This is a genomic window from Bacillus sp. FSL E2-0195 (assembly GCF_038003645.1).
Lineage (GTDB): Bacteria > Bacillota > Bacilli > Bacillales > Bacillaceae_G > Bacillus_A > Bacillus_A mycoides.
Genome location: NZ_JBBOPN010000001.1, coordinates 3,522,244 through 3,541,549, shown reverse-complemented (window position 1 = coordinate 3,541,549; position 19,306 = coordinate 3,522,244). Strand labels below are relative to the sequence as shown.

Here is a 19,306-nt window from a genome sequence, read left to right as displayed (position 1 = left end):
TTATAGAATAATAATAAAAGTATGATATTTATGCATAATCTTGAAATTAATAATAATTAAAGTATTGTAAAATCAGCTTTATGTTGTATAAAGACAGCATTTGAAAAAAATTTTAAGGCCAATAGGTGTGAAGTCAATTGTAATGTGCTAATCATTTGAGAAACTGTGGAACCTTTGTTATGTTAGTAACAATTAGAAAGAGTTTCATAATTCAATTGAGATTTTTCTATATAATAGAAGGGAATGAAAACGTTTTATTAGAAAATGTGTGAAAGGGTAGTTTTTCTTATTGTCATGTTGGAAAAGTGAATTCATGAAATGTCCATAGTATTTTCAATTGTTTTTGCTACAATATTGAAGAGGAGAGGAGTGGAATAATGCAAGATATTAGTATTTTTTTAGCGTTTGGAGCTGGGTTCTTATCATTTATATCCCCATGTTGCTTACCGCTTTATCCGGCATTTTTATCATACATAACAGGTATGTCGGTTTCTGAATTGAAAGAAGAAAATGCAATGCTTCGCAAAAGAAGTATGATACATACAGCGTTTTTCTTACTTGGTTTTTCAATTATTTTTATTGCAATTGGATTTGGTACAAGTTTTATTGGAGGCATCTTTACAAATTATAAAGATTTAATTAGACAGTTAGGCGGTATATTTATCATCGTGTTTGGTCTTATTATTGTCGGTGTATTTAAGCCGAAGTTTTTAATGCAAGACCGTAAATTTACGTTTAAAAATCGTCCGAGTGGTTATTTTGGTTCAGTTTTAATTGGATTGGCTTTTGCTGCTGGATGGACACCTTGTACTGGACCTATATTAGTGTCTGTAATTGGATTAGCTGCAACAAATCCAGAATCGGCAATGATTTATATGATTGCTTACATACTTGGATTTGCTATCCCGTTTTTCCTACTTTCATTCTTTATTACGAAAATGTCTTGGATTAAAAGAAATAGTATGAAATTCATGAAGATTGGAGGATACGTTATGATTGTCATGGGTATCTTCCTATATTTTAACTGGATGACGAAAATTATCGTATATTTCTCAAGTTTATTTGGTGGTTTTACCGGTTTTTAGTATTATTCTGTGAAAATGTTGGAAATACTAACGGAAAAGCATATAATAAAATTATATTTTGCATATAGCCACAAAAAAGGATGAGAAAATATGAACATAGTTCTGTTATCAAGTATCGTTGCTGTTTGTATGGCTGTCGGTGCGATGTTTATTCGTTTAAAAGCAGCTAAGAAACCTGCAACATTGAAAAAAATTATACTTCCCCCATTTTTTATGAGCACGGGAGCGTTGATGTTTGTTTTTCCTGAATTTCGATTAACTCCAGCAGAAATGTTAGAAGCAATTGGCGTCGGTTTGTTTTTCTCTATTTTTCTTATTAAAACATCTAAATTTGAAATTAGAGGACAAGAGATTTATTTGAAGCGTTCAAAAGCATTTGTTTTTATACTAATTGGATTACTTGTCGTGCGGATTGTATTTAAAACATACTTAAGCCAATCTCTTGATTTAGGACAACTTAGTGGCATGTTCTTCTTACTGGCGTTCGCGATGATTGTGTCATGGAGAATTGCAATGTACCGTTCCTTTACGAAATTACAGAAGGAAATGGAAAAAGAAGACGGTTTTTATAATGAAAAAGATATGAAGTTAACGTAAAGAGTGTTATATGTATAAAGAAACAACGTCTGATTAGACGTTGTTTTTTGTTAATCACTGAAAGGTAACTTCCTCAATTCTAGTTGTGATGTATAAATTGTCGACCATCGAAGAAGCAATTTAAGTTTGACGTTATGAATGGACCGATATAAGGAATACTATTTGGTTTGAAGTTTTATCACCGGTAATTGGTGGCTAAGTTAGATTAGGTTGGATCGTATAGGAGACGTTCCTTCATTAACAATTACTCCACTTGATGGTACTGATACAACATGAAAGTGGAATGTTAATGACGAAATTTCGCTTAGCTTAAGTGTCTTGAGCCGAATCTAATATTGCAAATATAAATGCAACAGGATGAATTGCTGCGAATACAACATATACCTCTGTAAATATTACAGGTACTGGTGATACGATTTATACGAGTGCTGTAGGGTTACAGATAGATTTAGCGAAAGCGAGATTAATTGCTACAAAATCAGTAACTGTAAGTTGAGCTTATAAAAAAGATTGCTATAAAATAGCAATCTTTTTTATAAGGAATAATGGGCTTACTTTGCAAGTAAAGCTTTATAGTTAGAATAATCAATCTCTTTTTCTTGTAGTTTCTTAATTAAAAATTTATGATCGCGCTTCGGTGTGGCAACGATATATCCTTGTATGATTAAATCTTGTGTAATTTTTGGAGCGTTTTCCTTTATTGCAAGTTCCCCAATTTTACCGGCAATTTTTGACTTAGCAACATCGCGAAATAATTCCGGAACGGGACTTACTAGTTCTTCTAACAATTGTTTTTGTTCGTCAGCCCATAAGTGTCTTGTTTTATTAATATAGTGATCTTCCCAATCCAAAATGGACATACCGTCTTCTTTTGGCAACCGTTTTAGGAATTTTCTGAACATGAAATATCCACCAATGGACATAAGCCCTAATAATACAACAGTCCAAACGACTATAAACCAACTAAACCATCCTTCAAGCAATTGTATGCCCTCCTTTAACGAAAGCAATATTTTGTATTTTATTTATATTATAAGCAATGAGATTCATAGAAAGCAAGAACGCTTGATCATTTTGACCAAGCGTTGTGATTTAAACGAAGTATAGTTGTTCAACACATAAAATATCATTGTCATTTTCTACATATTCAATGATGAGTGTGCCAACTTTACGATCTTTATCTTCAGTTGTGAAAATAGAGTAAGAAGTAAAACGTGTTGTTGATAGGCCGCTTATATGTGTAGGTAAAGGAATGTAGTCGTTATCGCGGAAGAATTCCATCAGTTCAATATCTTCAAATTCTTTTCGGTCAACTTGTTTGTTTGTATAGCGGCGTTGAAGTTGTTTTAAAGATGCATTCCAAGAAATTGCTTTTGTGTCGTATACCATTGTTCTATCTCCTTACTGTATGTAATTATTAAGAACATACGTTCTAATCTAGTATACTCTTTTTATAAGAAAAGGGAAAGCAAAAAATAATGTAAGCTTGGATTTCCAAGCTTACATTATTTTGCGTCCGTCATAATCTCTATTTTTTATTATAAGTTAGATAAGAATAAGAAACAAGATGATATATATCTTGTTGATAGTTTTCAAAATTCTGTTTATTATTTATGTAATACAGTACAAGGGAATGAGAGGGATGACATACGTAATTTCACTCCAAGGACCGATGGCAAGTGGGAAAACAACATTGGCAAAAAGGTTAGAGCAATATGAGCTTTCAATTATATACGAAAATCCATATCCAATTGTAGAAAAAAGAAAAGAATTACATTTAGATATGAACTCAAAAGAGGGGTTTATTACAAATCAAAAAATGTTTATTGAAGCAAAAATAAAAGAGTTTCAAAATGTGAAAAGCTCAGTCGTGATTTTTGATCGTGGACCAGAAGATATTGAATTTTATACACTCTTTTATCCGAAGATGATAGGGAAAGATTGGGGTATAGAAACAGAATTAAAAGATGAATTGTATAAATTAAGAGAATGCCGTTCGGATGCAATTTTTTATTTAGATGTTTCGAAAGAGAGTTTGTATGATAGGAGAAATAATGATAGGACAAGAAATCGAAGTACATTTGAGGAACAATTTAAATTAGTAGAAGTTGAAAAAGAATGGTATAAACAATTTCCCGTAACTTATGTGGACACTAATATATTATCAGTGGACGAATTAGAGGCATATTTTATAGGGTGGCTAAGGGAGAAAAGGCTATGAAAAAAATATTATTATTCATATACCCGACATTTGCAGAGTTTGAAATAACGGTAGCAACAGCATTGCTGAAAAAGAAATATGAAATCATTACAGCGGGTTTAACAAAAGAAATGATTATAAGTGAAACAGGCTTACAAGTACAGCCGCATATAGAATTAAGTGAAGTGCGTGTAGAAGAATATGAGGGGATTATCATTCCGGGCGGAGATGAAATACATATGAAAGAGGCGAAACTGCTTTTTTCAGTTATTCGTCAATTTTCTGAGCAAGGAAAATTAGTGGCAGCGATTTGTGCTGGACCGTATGCGTTAGCAAGGGCAGGTTTACTAAAAGAAATCTCTTATACAGTGACCATAGATTATCAAAAATTAGATTGTTTTCCAGTAGAAAATTTTGTGTATACAGAAGTTGTACAGCACGCAAATATTATTACAGCACAAGGACATGCATTTGTGCCATTTGGACTAGCGATTGCCTCCTATTTTGGAGTAGTGAATGAACATAATACAAATTTTTATAGTGGAAAGGGCAATATAATGATGGAGAATCTTTTACCGGAAAACGTGTAAAAGCTAGCGATGCTAGCTCTTTTCTTTTTTACATCGATAAATCACTAACGTTTTCGGATCGCGCCATATACCGTTATGAAATGATAAATCATTTTCTATTTCTTCTTTTAGCCATTCCTTCATTTCGGTGTGAAGGGACATATTATCAGGTATATTCAACGACGGGAACATGCTAGAAATATAGTTAACGATTGGAGTGGCATGATGAAAAACAAGTGCATTATGAATAATTGTTTCTTCAACAGTTGAAAAAACAGAGTGTAATAGATCTTTACCATTTTCTAAACAAAATGGAGCTACTGACGGTGATGTTTTTGGTAAATCAAATGTGACTAACATTTTGTTACACATTTCATCTATACGAGGTAATGAAACTTTAGAATTTGTTGTAGCTAAAAGGGCGCCGCCAGGACGAATTATCTTATGGAATCCTTGAATAGTTTTTTCGACATCTTTCATGTGGTATAACATATGCCTTGCGATTAGCAGGTCATAACAATTAGCTTCGAAAGGAAGTTTACTAGCGTCACCGAGTTTCCATTCAATCATATTATTCGTTATAGCAGCTTCAGAAAGCATAGTTTCGGATTGATCAAAACCAGTTAGATGTCCTTTATGACCATTAGTTTGCAAAAGGGAAAGAAATTTTCCGTTAGCACACCCGACCTCTAATATTTTTTCTTCCCCTTGGAGTTGTAAATGTTCAATGACGACTTCATCTACATTCACTTGTTTTTCTTCGTAATGTTTATGCGTATCGATACGTGTTTGTAAATGGTTACTTACGTTGTATTGGCGTTTTACATCATTCATTTTTTCACATTCCACCTTTATGCAAAATTGCTGAATCGCATGTGTTAATACATCTGTTTTATTTAAACCTTCGTAATGGAGTGCGTCTTCAAACCTTGTAAGTAATTTTTCTTCAATTCGAAAATGAATATCTTTTCGCTTCGCCACTGAAATTTCGCCCCTTTGCATCTGTTAGTGAGACTATAGCACGTCTGAAAAAAATCTGTAAATAAATTGTGTACACAAGTACAAGTATGAGAGGGATAAAAAATTGCTTGAATAATATTTTAAACTATTGACGATTTAACCGTTTTCATATATTCTTAAATTAAGTAATATTCAAATAATTCAAAAGAAATGAGAGAGTCACATGCTTCTTCAAGGAACACATCGAATTGGTCGTATGGCCATGCTGTTGGCACTTGCGGATGAGAATGAAAGTCCCGTATTATCTATTCCGAAAGGTTGGAAATATTGTACTGGGAAAGTTGGTTCTATGAATTCGCAAAAAGTAGTAGCAGCAATGGAAACAGCGGCTAAGAGCAACCGAGTTATTGAAACAGATGTTTACAGAGAAACACATGCACTTTATCATGCAATTATGGAAGCTTTGTACGGAGTGACGAGAGGTCAAATTCAGTTAGCAGACGTTCTTCGTACAGTAGGACTTCGCTTTGCGATTGTGCGCGGTACACCATACGACGGAAAAAAAGAAGGCGAATGGGTTGCTGTTGCACTTTATGGAACGATTGGTGCACCTGTAAAAGGATCTGAGCATGAGGCGATTGGTTTAGGAATTAATCACATATGATTTGCCCATAGTCTATTAGTTAGAAGGGGGCCTTATTTTTTAGGACAGAAGTCTGTCTTAAAAAGATAAGGTCCCCTTTTGCCTTTATAAGGAGGAAAAAGAATGATTACGTTAACAGGACACACATTGACAGTTGAAGAAATGAAGAGGTTGTTACTTGAAGGTGAAGGTGTAACAGCTTGCCCAACTAGTATGCAAAAAGTGGCAGAGTGCCGCGAAGTTGTCGAGAAAATTGTAGAGGACGGAAAAGTCGTTTACGGTATTACAACTGGATTTGGAAAGTTTAGTGATGTACTTATTCAAAAAGATGATGTAAAAGCACTTCAACACAACTTAATTCAGTCACATGCGTGCGGAATAGGCGATCCATTCCCTGAAGAAGTATCACGCGGTATGTTGATTTTACGAGCTAATACGATGTTAAAAGGAGTATCGGGTGTTAGACCACTTGTTGTAAACATGCTTCTTGAGTTTGTAAATCGTAAAATTCATCCAGTCGTTCCGCAACAAGGATCACTAGGAGCGAGCGGTGATTTAGCACCTTTATCTCATCTTGCTCTCGTTTTATTAGGTGAAGGTGAAGTGTTCTACAAAGGAAAACGAGTTCATGCGATGGTTGCTCTTACAGAAGAAGGACTTGAACCTATTGAACTTGAAGCAAAAGAAGGTCTTGCGTTAATCAATGGTACGCAGGCAATGACAGCGCAAGGGGTTCTTTCTTATATAGAAGCTGAAGCAAGTGCTTATCAATCAGAATTAATTGCATCGATGACAATGGAAGGATTACGCGGCATTATTGATGCATTCGATGAAAATGTTCATAAAGCGCGTGGTTATAAAGAGCAAGTCGAAGTGGCAAGCAGAATTCGTGATATTCTTCATGATAGTAAACTTGTGACAAAACAAGGGGAACTTCGTGTACAAGATGCATATTCACTTCGTTGTATCCCGCAAGTTCACGGTGCTTCTTGGCAAGTTTTAAATTATGTGAAAGAAAAATTAGAAATTGAAATGAATGCAGCAACAGATAATCCACTTATTTTTGATGGCGGTGAAAAAGTAATCTCTGGTGGTAATTTCCACGGACAACCAATTGCATTTGCAATGGACTTCTTAAAAGTAGGGATGGCGGAGCTTGCAAATATTTCAGAGCGCCGTATTGAACGCCTAGTAAATCCGCAATTAAATGACTTACCACCATTTTTAAGTCCAGAACCAGGACTTCAATCAGGTGCCATGATTATGCAATATGCAGCGGCTTCACTCGTTTCAGAAAATAAAACGTTAGCTCATCCAGCGAGTGTAGATTCAATTCCGTCTTCAGCTAACCAAGAAGATCACGTAAGTATGGGAACAATCGCTTCACGTCATGCGCATCAAATTATTCAAAATGCAAGACGTGTTCTTGCAATTGAGATGATCTGTGCGATGCAAGCAGCAGAATATCGCGGAATTGAAAACATGAGTACAGTTACAAAAACGTTCTATCATCAAGGTCGTCAGCAAGTGCCTTCTATTACAAATGACCGTATATTCTCAACGGATATTGAAAATATCGCGCATTGGTTAAAAACGAATTATTCAATAAAGGAAAGATTGGATGTAAATGCAGCACTATAAAACGAGAAAAGGGAGAGATTGAAATGGAAAAAGTACAACAAACAATTCGTGCGGCAAGAGGTACTGAGTTACAAACGAAAGGATGGGTTCAAGAAGCTGCACTTCGAATGTTAATGAACAATTTAGATCCTGAAGTAGCTGAAAAACCAGAAGAATTAGTTGTATATGGCGGAATTGGCCGTGCAGCTCGTAATTGGGAAAGCTACCATGCAATTGTTGATTCATTAAAAACGTTAGAAAACGATGAAACGTTACTTGTTCAATCAGGAAAACCGGTAGCAATTTTTAAATCACATGAAGATGCGCCTCGCGTTCTTTTAGCGAACTCAAACTTAGTACCGAAGTGGGCGAACTGGGATCACTTCCGTGAACTAGAGAAAAAAGGTCTTATGATGTACGGACAAATGACAGCGGGTAGCTGGATTTACATTGGGACACAAGGGATTTTACAAGGAACATATGAAACATTTGGTGAAGCGGCACGTCAACATTTCGATGGTTCATTAAAAGGTACTGTAACGATTACTGCTGGTTTAGGTGGCATGGGTGGCGCACAACCGCTTGCTGTAACGATGAACGGCGGTGTTGTAATTGCTATTGATGTAGATAAGCGTAGTATCGATCGTCGTATTGAAAAGAGATATTGTGATAAGTATACAGAATCATTAGAAGAAGCATTGGCTATTGCAAACGAATATAAAGAGAAGAAAGAGCCTATTTCAATTGGATTATTAGGTAATGCAGCAGAAATTTTACCTGAGTTAGTAAACCGTAATATTATCCCTGACTTAGTTACGGATCAAACTTCTGCCCATGATCCATTAAACGGTTATATTCCAGTAGGTTACACAGTAGAAGAAGCAGCGAAGCTTCGTGAAGAAGATCCAGAACGTTACGTACAATTATCAAAAGAAAGTATGAAAAAACATGTAGAAGCAATGCTTGCAATGCAAGAAAAAGGCGCGATTACATTTGATTACGGAAATAACATTCGCCAAGTTGCTTTCGATGAAGGATTAAAAAATGCTTTCGATTTCCCGGGATTCGTTCCAGCATTTATCCGTCCATTATTCTGTGAAGGAAAAGGACCATTCCGCTGGGTAGCACTTTCTGGTGATCCAGAAGATATTTATAAAACAGACGAAGTTATTTTACGCGAGTTCGCGGATAATGAGCATTTATGTAATTGGATTCGTATGGCACGTCAGCAAGTTGAGTTCCAAGGTCTTCCATCACGTATTTGTTGGCTTGGTTATGGCGAGCGTGCGAAATTTGGCCGCATTATTAATGAAATGGTGGCTAATGGTGAATTATCAGCACCGATCGTTATCGGCCGTGACCATTTAGATTGTGGATCAGTAGCATCTCCAAACCGTGAAACAGAATCTATGAAAGACGGTAGTGATGCAGTAGCAGACTGGCCAATTTTAAATGCATTAATTAACAGTGTAAACGGTGCAAGCTGGGTGTCTGTTCATCACGGTGGTGGCGTTGGTATGGGTTATTCACTTCACGCTGGAATGGTTATCGTTGCAGATGGAACAGAAGCAGCGGCAAAACGTATTGAACGCGTATTAACTTCTGACCCTGGTATGGGTGTTGTTCGTCACGTTGATGCAGGCTATGACTTAGCGGTTCAAACTGCGAAAGAAAAAGGCGTTAACATTCCAATGATGAAATAAGGAGGAAGAAACATGCTGGACACTTTACTAATAAATATCGGTCAATTACTAACAATGGATCAAGAAGATGGCTTGTTAAGACGGGAAGCGATGAATACGCTTCCTGTTATTGAAAACGGTGCGGTTGGAATTGAAAATGGTGTAATTACTTTCGTTGGAACAGCGGAAGAAGCTAAAGGATTACAAGCGAAAGAGGTTATTGATTGCGGTGGGAAAATGGTTTCTCCTGGTCTTGTTGATCCGCATACTCATCTTGTATTTGGTGGATCTCGTGAAAATGAAATCGCGCTAAAACTACAAGGAGTTCCGTACTTGGAAATTTTAGAACAAGGTGGAGGTATTCTTTCAACTGTAAATGCAACGAAACAAGCGTCGAAAGAAGAACTTGTTCAAAAAGCTAAATTCCATTTAGACCGTATGCTATCTTTCGGAGTTACAACTGTAGAAGCGAAGAGTGGTTACGGATTGGATGATGAGACAGAATGGAAACAATTAGAGGCAACTGCACAATTACAAAAAGAGCATCCAATCGATTTAGTTTCAACATTTTTAGGTGCTCATGCAGTTCCGAAAGAGTACAAAGGAAAATCGAAAGAATTTTTACAATGGATGCTAGATCTATTGCCAGAAATGAAAGAGAAGCAATTAGCTGAGTTCGTTGATATTTTCTGTGAAACAGGTGTGTTCTCTGTAGAAGAATCAAAAGAATTTTTATTAAAAGCGAAAGAGCTTGGCTTTGATGTGAAAATTCATGCAGATGAAATCGACCCTCTTGGTGGTGCGGAAGCAGCGGCTGAAATTGGTGCAGCATCAGCGGACCATTTAGTTGGCGCTTCTGATAAAGGAATTGAAATGCTTGCGAATTCTAATACAGTAGCAACTTTATTACCAGGAACAACTTTCTATTTAAATAAAGAAAGCTTCGCACGCGGCCGCAAAATGATTGATGAAGGTGTTGCAGTTGCTTTAGCTACAGACTTTAACCCAGGTAGCTGTCCAACTGAAAACATTCAGCTTATTATGAGCATTGCGATGCTGAAACTGAAAATGACACCAGAAGAAGTTTGGAATGCGGTAACAGTGAACTCATCTTATGCCATTAATCGAGGCGATGTAGCTGGGAAAATTAGAGTTGGTCGTAAGGCGGATTTAGTTTTATGGGATGCTTATAATTACGCTTACGTACCGTACCATTACGGCGTAAGTCATGTAAATACAGTATGGAAGAATGGGAATATCGCATATACAAGAGGTGAACAATCGTGGAGCACGGCCACTATTTAAAGAAAAATGCAAAGTTTATCGATCGTGAAGTGACGAAGTGGAGCGAAATGATTAAAAATTGGGAGGAAGGTGTGGAAATATTCGGTGCTGCCTTAATTGGAGCGCCCCTTTCTAAACCATCTATTAGTCATTCAGGAGCATGTTTTGCACCAAAAACAATTCGTTCAATGTTGGATGCATATAGCACGTACGCAATTACAGAAGAACACGATATGAAAGAAAGTGTTCTTCATGATTGTGGTGATATTACGATGCATGTGACAGATATAAAAGAGAGTCATAACCGAATTGCGAAAACAGTTGGTCACTTGACGAAATTAAATCCGAAAATGATACCAATCGTTCTTGGTGGTGACCACTCGATTAGTTTTCCGAGTATAACTGGTTTTGCAAATAGTAAAGGGAAGGTCGGTATTATTCAATTTGATGCCCATCATGATTTACGTAATTTAGATGATGGTGGTCCATCAAATGGTACACCGTTCCGTAGTTTGCTAGAAAATGATGTGATTACAGGAAAACAGCTCGTTCAAATTGGGATTCGTAATTTTTCAAATGCACGAGCGTACCATGAATATGCAAAAGAGCATGGCGTGACAGTGTATACAATGAAAGATGTAAGAGAGCGAAAAATAAAAGATCTTATTTCAGAAAGTATTGAAGTATTAAGAAAACAAGATGTGACTTCTATTTATATTTCTCTTGATATGGACGTACTAGACCAAGCGTTTGCGCCGGGCTGTCCAGCAATTGGCCCTGGTGGGATGGATAGTACAACTTTACTTGATGCAATTGAATTCCTTGGTAAAGAGCCACTCGTTCAAGGGATGGATATAGTAGAGATTGATCCAACTCTTGATTTTAGGGATATGACGAGTAGAGTAGCTGCGCAAGTGATTATGAGTTTTCTTTTAGCGCGAGAAACGATTAGTAAACAGGTTAGTATATAAGCGAAGGATCGTGTGTGAAGTTTTGAAGCAACCGTTTTTGTCATTATATAAAAATACATCGCTACTTATATGTAGTGATGTGTTTTTTTTGTTTTACAAGGTATATAAAATTGGAGAAAATGGGTGTAGAAATGTAACAAAATCGCGGGTTTTTTAGTGTTTCTGTACAGCCTGAATTTTTATGTGTAAATAAATTGACATAGAAAATAATTTTGTGATATTATAAAAATTTTGCTAAAAAAATAAATGTGTGTTAAGATTGAGAAGGTTACCATATATGGAGGTGGATTATTTGTTTCAAATTGGCGATAACATCGTTTATCCAATGCACGGAGCAGGTATAATTAAAGCCATAGAAGAAAAGGAAATCTCAGGAGAAAAAAGACAGTATTATGTTATAAAAATGTCGGCTAGTAATATGGAAGTAATGATTCCTATGGGGAAAATATTGAGTTCAAATATACGACCAGTTACAGATATAAAGGCATTAACAAACATAATAGATATTTTTCAGCATGGGGAATCAGATAGATTACTTACGTGGAAACAAAGGTATAAATTGAACACTGATAAAATAAAAACGGGTAAAATACAAGAAGGTGCTGAAGTTGTACGTGATTTATTACGTATGCAGAAAGAAAAAGCACTTAATGCAAGCGAAAAGAAAATGTTAGATAACGCACATGAATTTTTGATTAGTGAGCTGGGATTAATTGAAGGTATCACAGAAAATCAAATAAAAAGCTTTTGTTAAGATTCATTGTAGATAATGTATTACATCCCAAAAAAGATCTTGAATTTTTTGGGAATATAATTATAGAAAATCAATCATTTCAAAGACATTCAACTCTTTCAAACCACTTTTAGAGCATTAACCTCTTTTGTTATTACTACAATTTAATCCATTTTTATTTTTTAATTTCTTTTACGAATGTTCGAAGTTTAATTAAATAACTCGATAAAATAGTTACTTGATTTTTGCAATCCTGATTCACACTGGCACGGACGAGGAGCCGTAAGGATGAAAGAGAGGTAGGGCTTTCATTGTTTTAGGTATATAAGTTATTATTTTTAGAAGAATACTGAACCACTCCCACTTCTATTGTTAAGAGATTTTCCATATGTGAGGAGATAATAATTGTTTATTTTCTTTATTTAAAAGAGATAAACGAATTGTTAGCCTTATATGGTCAACTAAAAAAGGTTTCCTACTTAGGAAACCTTTTTAATTTTATTTATTCCATTTCAGGATATTTTTGTTTTGTTAGTTATCGGGAAAAAGTAAACAAATGTTACTCCATTACGATAATAGGTTTAATCGTTTTTCCTGTTTTAGAATCTTCAAATGCTTGAGCAATTTCTTCAAAAGAATAGAATTGTACAAACTTATCGAATGGGAATAGTCCTTTTTGATAGAAATTAATTAATTTTGGAATGAATAGTTGTGGTACTGCATCACCTTCAACTACCCCTTTAATTGTAATAGCTTTTACGACAATTTCATTTGTTACGTTTAAAGTTAAATCCTTTTTACCAACAGCAACAGTTGCCATTGTACCTTTTACTCGTAAGCATTGAATGGATTGCAGTGTAACAATATTTACGCCAGTTGTTTCAAATGAGTAATTAGCTCCACCGTTTGTAATTTCTTTAATTTTGGCAACTGGATCTTCGTTTAAGCTATTAATCGTGTGTGTAGCCCCTAATTCCTTCGCTAATTCTAAACGACTATCATGAATATCAATGGCAATAATTGTAGTACATCCAGCAATTTTAGCTGCCATTAAGCCACTAAGGCCAACAGCACCGGTTCCAAATACAACTAGGCTACTACCTGGTTTTGGCTGTAATGAATTTAGGATCGTACCGCTACCAGTCATAATTCCACAACCAAGTGGTCCTAATAAACGTATATCAACATCTTTTGGTACTTTTACAGCATTATTCTCATTAACAACGGCATGGTATGCGAATGAAGATTGGCCGAAGAATTGAGAAATGTCATTATTGTTAAGATCGTGTATAGGTGTTACATGGCGTTTGTTTTTTCCAGAGAAGTTTAATTCAATCATATTTTCGCAAGCGGCAGCATTACCATCTAAGCAATTTTCACAATGACCACAGTAAGAAAATCCAAGTACAACATGGTCACCAGGTTTAACCGATGTTACATTACTTCCCACTTTTTCCACGATACCAGAACCTTCATGTCCTAAAACAACTGGTTTTGGTGTTGGCATTGTACCGTCTAAAACTGTTGCATCTGTATGACATATACCCGAAGCGATAATTTTTACTAATACTTCATCGTCTTTAATCTCGTCTAAGTATACTTCTTGCATATTAAAATTTTTTTCAGGTGTAGAAACGATAGCTTTTGTTTTCAATGTTATCCTTCTTTCTAAAAGTTAAATAAGAAAAAATACTTTCAACTATCTAGGAGTCTTTTATTAGTTCCTAAAATTTCGTTGGTATAATTAAAAAACAAATGAATTATTGAAACCTCGTTAGTGTAAGTTTGAACATAGTACATTGGAAACAGGTTCTTTTTGGTTAGTAAATAGTTAAATAATTAATTACCAATATATTCTATAGTAATAAAACTAGAAAAAAAGAAAACATCCACTTAATAAGTATTTTCCTCATCCACTTACTGGACATTAGAATAAACAGTAGATTCTTGAATTTCAGAACCCTTAAAGTTAAAAACGGTTAGTTTTATTATACGAATATTCCTACGTAAGAGCGTATAAATTGACGTTACTATCTAAAAGTAAGTATGATGCGATTATAGTTAGATTTTTTTAGGGGGAAGAAAAATGACAAGTTCGAATAATAAAGCGGCAAGTATTTATGAAGGAACAAATATAAACGCTTGGGGGTCTTTTGAAAATATTGAAGAAACGAAGTTATTTCATCCGATTCAAATTGGATCTTGGTCTCTTCGTAATCGCATAGCGATGGCACCGATGACGAGATGTTTTGCAAATAATGAGACTGGAGTCGTTGGTGCTGACGTAGTCGAATATTACCGAAAACGTGCTGCTGATGGGATTGGACTAATTATTACAGAAGGAATTGTCATTAGCCCGAGAGCAAAAGGGAATCCAGGAGTACCAGGTATTTATACACAAGCGCAAGTCGATTCTTGGAAACCTGTTACAGAGGCAGTACATAAAGAAGGCGGAACGATTATTGCTCAAATATGGCATGTTGGACGTATGAGTCATCACGAAATAATTGGTGATCAAATGCCGCAAGCACCTTCTGCTATTGCTGCGGAGGGGAATGTTCCGCGTTTTCGTAAACCGTTTGATACACCAGAAGCAATGACAATAGAAGAAATAAAAGAAGTTATCGGTCAATATGCACAAGCCGCAAAGAATGCGATAGAAGCTGGATTTGATGGTGTAGAAATTCACGGTGCACACGGATATTTAATTGACCAATTTACTTATGAATTTGCGAATAAGCGTATTGATAAATACGGCGGTGACTTAAAACAAAGGTTAACGTTTATGAAAGAAGTTGTTCAGGCTGTAATTGAAGCAGTTGGAGCTGATAAAACGCTTCTTCGCTTCTCTGCCTTTAAAGGTGATAATCCTACTTATATGTGGGAACATCCTGAACTTGCAATTGAAACGTTTGTAAATATGTTTAAAGAAGTTGGATTAACGATGATTCACCCTTCAACGATGAATTATACGCAAGTTATTGCTGACGGCAAGAATTTTCATCAATTAGTAAGAAAGTATTGGGATAGTACTATCGTAGGAGTAGGTAATTTGAATCCGAAAGAGGCAGAAGAAGCACTGCAAGAAGGAACAATTGATGTAGCGGCGTTCGGAAGACCATTAATCGCTAATCCAGATTTTGTTCAGCGAATTAAAAATGCTGAAAGTTTGGTTGAATATGACGCGAAAGAGCATCTTGCTACGTTAGTGTGAATAAGGATAAAAAGAGAACACATGGAGTGTTCTCTTTTTATTATGGAATTTCATATATAGGGGGAAGCGGAATGAGTGAAGCGCTACTCATTATTATTAGTATATTGCTCTTTTTGATGCTACTTTTAATTGTCTTTTTTATCATTACATTTTTTATTAAAAAACGGACGCATCATTCTATATTAAAACTGCATCCATACTTAGGTAGAATGCGCTATTTACTCGAAAAAATAGGCCCGGAATTTCGGCAATATTGGTTTGATCATGATACTGACGGAAAGCCCTTTTCGCGCTACGATTTTCAAAGTGTTATGTTTCTAGCAAAATACCGTTCTGAAATACTTGGTTTTGGATCAAAACGAGATTTTGAGGAATCTGGCTATTATATTGCTAATACATTATTCCCCACATTAACAGATGAATTAAGTGTGAATCTCACGCAAGAACGTGAGGGGAAAAAATATATGATTCATAAAGAAGGGTTATTTTCAAGAAGAGAAAAATTGACAGCGGATACAACAAACCTTTGGTTGTATGAAGAAGAAGATGCAATTATAGTGGGCGAAAATCGTAAATATCCATGGAAACTGTATGGGATGTTTGGAGCGTCAGCGACATCTTACGGTGCGATTGGAGAAAATTATATTTTATCAGCTGGGTTTGGTGCAAAAATGGCAGGTGGTTCGTGGATTAATACTGGGGAAGGGGGCGTCATTCCAGAACATTTACATACGGGTGCAAATATCGTTGCCCAAATTGGTCCGGGATTATTTGGATACCGTGACGAGGACGGGAATTTTTCGATGAAGGAATTTATGGAGAAGGCGAAAGAAAGTAATATTAAAGCGTTTGAATTGAAATTTGGGCAAGGAGCAAAAATACGTGGTGGTCATTTAGAAGGACAGAAGGTAAATGAGAAAATCGCTTCCGTTCGGAAAGTACGAGAAGGAGAAACGATTAATTCGCCAAATCGTTTTTCATTTATTAGTAGTGCCGCAGAGGCTTTATATTTTATTCAAGATTTACAAGAAAACGGTGGTAAACCAGTGGGCATGAAAATTGTAATTGGTCAACAGAAGCCTTTGGAAGATTTATTAAAAGCAATGAAAGAATTAAACATCTATCCAGATTTTATTACAATCGACGGTTCAGAAGGTGGATCAGGGGCAACATATAAATCGATGGCAGATAGTATGGGGCTGCCGCTTATACCGGCATTACTTACATTTATTGATACAGCAAATCATTACGGTGTCAGGGATAAATTAAAGGTGTTTGCCTCCGGGAAATTAATCACGCCAGATAAAGTGGCGATTGCTTTAGCTATCGGTGCAGATGCCGTAAATTCAGCACGCGGATTTATGATGGCAAGCGGTTGTATTATGGCACTTCAATGTAATTCAGGGCAATGCCCATCTGGGGTTGCAACCACGAATCCACACTACCAAAAAGCATTAGATCCGTATGAGAAAAAATGGCGAGTAATGAACTATGTTATTAGTATGAGATATAGTTTGTTTTCATTAGCGGCAGCAGCAGGGGTAAAGAGCCCGCGCCATTTAACGAGAGAGCATATTGTGTTTAAAGATGAGATGGGGAAAGTAGTTCCACTTTCGGAATTGTTTCCTTCCGTAATTGGGAAGTGAATATGTAGCTGAACAAAAAATAATCAAAAAAGTCATACATTTGTATGGCTTTTTTGGTTATGGGAAAAGTAGAAATTTATTACATGGATGTTCCCGTTTTTCGGTTGCTCTTTTTCAAACAAATTATTTGATGGAGATGAGTTGTCAGAATATTGTTTTTGATGAAAAAATGAAACGATATCTGCATTGACAATAAAAACTAATTAGACTATAATAAATCTCGAATTCAAGATATTTTTTGAAGGATAGTCAAAATCATAAAATCAATATTTAAAATATAATCATAAGAACTGTAGTTTTTTTTGTGAATTATCTCGAATTCGAGATAATTTTTGAACTAAATGAAATGTGTTAGTTTTTTAGAGAGATACCTCAATTTTGTAAAAGATAGTATTGCGGATTGAACTTTATCATATGGACAAAATGAATAATGAATTTTAGCGAATAAACGTTTTTTGTAATGAAATAAAAAAAGGGGTGGAGAAAGTGGAAAAGAAAACGATGGGAATTCATCACATTACAGCAATCGTAGGTCACCCACAAGAAAATGTAGATTTTTATGCAGGTGTATTAGGATTGCGTTTAGTAAAACAAACAGTGAATTTTGATGATCCAGGTACGTATCATCTTTATTTTGGTAATACAGGAGGAAAGCCTGGAACAATTATTACGTTTTTTCCATGGGCAGGTGCTCGTCAAGGTATTATTGGGGACGGTCAAGTAGGCATTACGTCTTATGCCGTACCAAAAGGTACAATGGAGTTTTGGGAAAATAGATTAGAAAAATTCGACGTACCGTATACAAAAATGACTCGGTTTGGAGAACAGTATATAGAATTTGATGATCCACATGGTTTGCATATAGAATTAGTTGAAAGAGAAGAGGGCGAATTAAATAATTGGACTTTTGGGGAAGTTACGCCAGAAGTAGCAATTAAAGGATTTGGCGGTGCTGTTCTTTTATCTGCACAACCTCAAAAAACTGCTGAATTGTTAGAGCATGTTATGGGTCTTGAGAAAGTAGGAGAAGAGGGAGAGTTTATGCGGTTCCGTTCTTCTGCTGATATTGGAAATATTATCGATTTGAGATTATCAACAATTGGACGTGGGCAAATGGGTGTTGGTACAGTTCATCATATTGCTTGGAGAGCGAGTGATGATGCTGATCAATTAGACTGGAAAGAGCATGTGTCTCGCTTTGGATATGGTGTAACCCCTGTACAAGACCGAAACTATTTTAACGCAATTTATTTTAGAGAACACGGCGAAATCTTATTTGAAATTGCAACAGACCCTCCTGGTTTTGCCCATGACGAATCTTTAGAGACGATGGGTGAGGAGTTAAAATTACCGGATCGATATGAACAACATAGAAAACAAATTGAACAGACACTCTTACCATTTGAAGTGAGAAATCTAGATTAAAGTGATTGAAAGGGGAAAAGGAATATGATGAAACATGTTTTTCAAAAAGGAAAAGATACGTCAAAACCAGTGTTGTTATTGCTTCATGGTACAGGAGGAAATGAATTAGATTTATTACCGCTTGCAGAAAGAATTGATCGGGAAGCTTCTGTATTAAGTGTTCGTGGAAATGTATTAGAAAATGGGATGCCTCGTTTCTTCCGCCGATTAGCAGAAGGTATTTTTGATGAAGAGGATCTTGTTTTCCGTACGAAGGAATTAAATGAATTTTTAAATGAAGCAGCAAAAACATATGAATTTGATAGAGATAATATCGTAGCTGTTGGGTATTCAAATGGAGCAAATATTGCGGCGAGCTTATTATTCCATTACGAAAATGCATTAAAAGGTGCAGTCCTTCATCACCCAATGGTGCCTAGAAGAGGAATACAATTACCTAATTTAGCAGAGAAATTCGTATTTATCGCTGCTGGAACAAATGATCCAATTTGTTCACCTTCTGAGTCAGAGGAATTGAAGATGCTATTAGAAAATGTAGATGCTAATGTAACAATGCATTGGGAAAATAGAGGACATCAATTAACGATGAATGAAGTAGAGAAGGCAACAGAATGGTATGAAAAAATATTTTCACATGCATAAATAGTAGACTAAATCGAGTGTAAAATCATAAAGAT

18 protein-coding genes are annotated in these 19,306 nt (G+C 35.8%); 14 read left to right on the top strand and 4 right to left on the bottom strand.

Annotation, left to right across the window (positions count from 1 at the left end; all coding sequences use genetic code 11):
- The first annotated feature begins 377 nt into the window (after positions 1 to 377).
- Positions 378 to 1,085: a cytochrome c-type biogenesis protein CcdA gene (ccdA, locus tag MHH59_RS18210; RefSeq protein WP_033729854.1), complete on the top strand. Its 708-nt coding sequence runs from the start codon at positions 378 to 380 to the stop codon at positions 1,083 to 1,085.
- A 90-nt stretch (positions 1,086 to 1,175) separates the two neighbouring features.
- A complete protein-coding gene (locus MHH59_RS18205) occupies positions 1,176 to 1,682 on the top strand; it encodes a CcdC family protein (RefSeq protein WP_002014224.1) in 507 nt (168 codons plus the stop codon).
- A gap of 551 nt (positions 1,683 to 2,233) precedes the next feature.
- On the opposite strand, the gene MHH59_RS18200 is transcribed toward MHH59_RS18205, so the two are convergent.
- Together MHH59_RS18200 and MHH59_RS18195 are read right to left on the bottom strand one after the other, a co-directional pair.
- Positions 2,234 to 2,665: a DUF2621 domain-containing protein gene (locus MHH59_RS18200; protein WP_002128549.1), complete on the bottom strand. Its 432-nt coding sequence runs from the start codon at positions 2,663 to 2,665 to the stop codon at positions 2,234 to 2,236.
- 109 nt (positions 2,666 to 2,774) lie between these two features.
- Positions 2,775 to 3,071, bottom strand: coding sequence for a hypothetical protein (locus tag MHH59_RS18195; protein ID WP_002033506.1), 297 nt, complete (start codon positions 3,069 to 3,071; stop codon positions 2,775 to 2,777).
- A 253-nt stretch (positions 3,072 to 3,324) separates the two neighbouring features.
- Here MHH59_RS18195 and MHH59_RS18190 point away from each other — a divergent pair, with 253 nt between their 5' ends.
- Positions 3,325 to 3,903, top strand: a complete 579-nt coding sequence (locus tag MHH59_RS18190; RefSeq protein ID WP_340852047.1) for an AAA family ATPase — start codon at positions 3,325 to 3,327, stop codon at positions 3,901 to 3,903.
- Positions 3,900 to 4,472, top strand: a complete 573-nt coding sequence (locus MHH59_RS18185) for a DJ-1/PfpI family protein (protein ID WP_103458643.1) — start codon at positions 3,900 to 3,902, stop codon at positions 4,470 to 4,472. Before MHH59_RS18190 ends, MHH59_RS18185 begins: the two co-directional genes overlap by 4 nt.
- Before the next feature lie 12 nt (positions 4,473 to 4,484).
- On the opposite strand, the gene MHH59_RS18180 is transcribed toward MHH59_RS18185, so the two are convergent.
- Complete coding sequence (locus MHH59_RS18180) at positions 4,485 to 5,453, bottom strand: class I SAM-dependent methyltransferase (RefSeq protein WP_085960791.1); 969 nt, start codon at positions 5,451 to 5,453, stop codon at positions 4,485 to 4,487.
- A 181-nt stretch (positions 5,454 to 5,634) separates the two neighbouring features.
- Here MHH59_RS18180 and hutP point away from each other — a divergent pair, with 181 nt between their 5' ends.
- The 6 genes from hutP to MHH59_RS18150 all read left to right on the top strand — a co-directional run bounded on the left by hutP (position 5,635) and on the right by MHH59_RS18150 (position 12,365).
- Entirely contained in the window at positions 5,635 to 6,075 is a 441-nt protein-coding gene (gene hutP / locus MHH59_RS18175; RefSeq protein WP_000926519.1) for a hut operon transcriptional regulator HutP, read from the top strand.
- Between the two features lie 102 nt (positions 6,076 to 6,177).
- Positions 6,178 to 7,695, top strand: a complete 1,518-nt coding sequence (gene hutH, locus MHH59_RS18170) for a histidine ammonia-lyase (protein ID WP_002033511.1) — start codon at positions 6,178 to 6,180, stop codon at positions 7,693 to 7,695.
- 23 nt (positions 7,696 to 7,718) lie between these two features.
- Positions 7,719 to 9,377, top strand: coding sequence for a urocanate hydratase (gene hutU, locus MHH59_RS18165; protein WP_002033512.1), 1,659 nt, complete (start codon positions 7,719 to 7,721; stop codon positions 9,375 to 9,377).
- A 12-nt stretch (positions 9,378 to 9,389) separates the two neighbouring features.
- Positions 9,390 to 10,661: an imidazolonepropionase gene (hutI, locus tag MHH59_RS18160; protein WP_002128543.1), complete on the top strand. Its 1,272-nt coding sequence runs from the start codon at positions 9,390 to 9,392 to the stop codon at positions 10,659 to 10,661.
- A complete protein-coding gene (hutG, locus tag MHH59_RS18155) occupies positions 10,640 to 11,611 on the top strand; it encodes a formimidoylglutamase (protein ID WP_340852042.1) in 972 nt (323 codons plus the stop codon). Before hutI ends, hutG begins: the two co-directional genes overlap by 22 nt.
- 292 nt (positions 11,612 to 11,903) lie before the next feature.
- Positions 11,904 to 12,365, top strand: coding sequence for a CarD family transcriptional regulator (locus MHH59_RS18150; protein ID WP_170935206.1), 462 nt, complete (start codon positions 11,904 to 11,906; stop codon positions 12,363 to 12,365).
- Positions 12,366 to 12,903: 538 nt separating this feature from the next.
- Here the strand turns inward: MHH59_RS18150 and MHH59_RS18145 are convergent.
- On the bottom strand, positions 12,904 to 13,998 hold the full coding sequence (locus MHH59_RS18145; protein WP_050000640.1) for an NAD(P)-dependent alcohol dehydrogenase: 1,095 nt from the start codon (positions 13,996 to 13,998) through the stop codon (positions 12,904 to 12,906).
- A gap of 432 nt (positions 13,999 to 14,430) precedes the next feature.
- On the opposite strand from MHH59_RS18145, the gene MHH59_RS18140 reads away from it, so the two are divergent.
- The 4 genes from MHH59_RS18140 to MHH59_RS18125 all read left to right on the top strand — a co-directional run bounded on the left by MHH59_RS18140 (position 14,431) and on the right by MHH59_RS18125 (position 19,271).
- On the top strand, positions 14,431 to 15,558 hold the full coding sequence (locus MHH59_RS18140; protein ID WP_002128540.1) for an alkene reductase: 1,128 nt from the start codon (positions 14,431 to 14,433) through the stop codon (positions 15,556 to 15,558).
- Positions 15,559 to 15,629: 71 nt separating this feature from the next.
- A complete protein-coding gene (locus tag MHH59_RS18135; protein WP_002128539.1) occupies positions 15,630 to 17,204 on the top strand; it encodes an FMN-binding glutamate synthase family protein in 1,575 nt (524 codons plus the stop codon).
- Positions 17,205 to 17,690: 486 nt separating this feature from the next.
- Positions 17,691 to 18,629: a ring-cleaving dioxygenase gene (locus MHH59_RS18130; RefSeq protein WP_340852040.1), complete on the top strand. Its 939-nt coding sequence runs from the start codon at positions 17,691 to 17,693 to the stop codon at positions 18,627 to 18,629.
- A 27-nt stretch (positions 18,630 to 18,656) separates the two neighbouring features.
- A complete protein-coding gene (locus tag MHH59_RS18125) occupies positions 18,657 to 19,271 on the top strand; it encodes an alpha/beta hydrolase (RefSeq protein WP_002128536.1) in 615 nt (204 codons plus the stop codon).
- Positions 19,272 to 19,306 lie beyond the last annotated feature (35 nt).

Excerpts from the sequence above, each read along its gene's own strand:
- MHH59_RS18185 (WP_103458643.1), top strand. The coding sequence starts at position 3,900 with ATGAAAAAAATATTATTATTCATATACCCGACATTTGCAGAGTTTGAA.
- MHH59_RS18195 (WP_002033506.1), bottom strand. The coding sequence starts at position 3,071 with ATGGTATACGACACAAAAGCAATTTCTTGGAATGCATCTTTAAAACAA.
- MHH59_RS18205 (WP_002014224.1), top strand. The coding sequence starts at position 1,176 with ATGAACATAGTTCTGTTATCAAGTATCGTTGCTGTTTGTATGGCTGTC.
- MHH59_RS18135 (WP_002128539.1), top strand. The coding sequence starts at position 15,630 with ATGAGTGAAGCGCTACTCATTATTATTAGTATATTGCTCTTTTTGATG.
- MHH59_RS18140 (WP_002128540.1), top strand. The coding sequence starts at position 14,431 with ATGACAAGTTCGAATAATAAAGCGGCAAGTATTTATGAAGGAACAAAT.
- hutH (WP_002033511.1), top strand. The coding sequence starts at position 6,178 with ATGATTACGTTAACAGGACACACATTGACAGTTGAAGAAATGAAGAGG.
- MHH59_RS18180 (WP_085960791.1), bottom strand. The coding sequence starts at position 5,453 with ATGCAAAGGGGCGAAATTTCAGTGGCGAAGCGAAAAGATATTCATTTT.
- MHH59_RS18125 (WP_002128536.1), top strand. The coding sequence starts at position 18,657 with ATGAAACATGTTTTTCAAAAAGGAAAAGATACGTCAAAACCAGTGTTG.
- hutI (WP_002128543.1), top strand. The coding sequence starts at position 9,390 with ATGCTGGACACTTTACTAATAAATATCGGTCAATTACTAACAATGGAT.
- ccdA (WP_033729854.1), top strand. The coding sequence starts at position 378 with ATGCAAGATATTAGTATTTTTTTAGCGTTTGGAGCTGGGTTCTTATCA.
- hutP (WP_000926519.1), top strand. The coding sequence starts at position 5,635 with ATGCTTCTTCAAGGAACACATCGAATTGGTCGTATGGCCATGCTGTTG.
- hutU (WP_002033512.1), top strand. The coding sequence starts at position 7,719 with ATGGAAAAAGTACAACAAACAATTCGTGCGGCAAGAGGTACTGAGTTA.
- MHH59_RS18190 (WP_340852047.1), top strand. The coding sequence starts at position 3,325 with ATGACATACGTAATTTCACTCCAAGGACCGATGGCAAGTGGGAAAACA.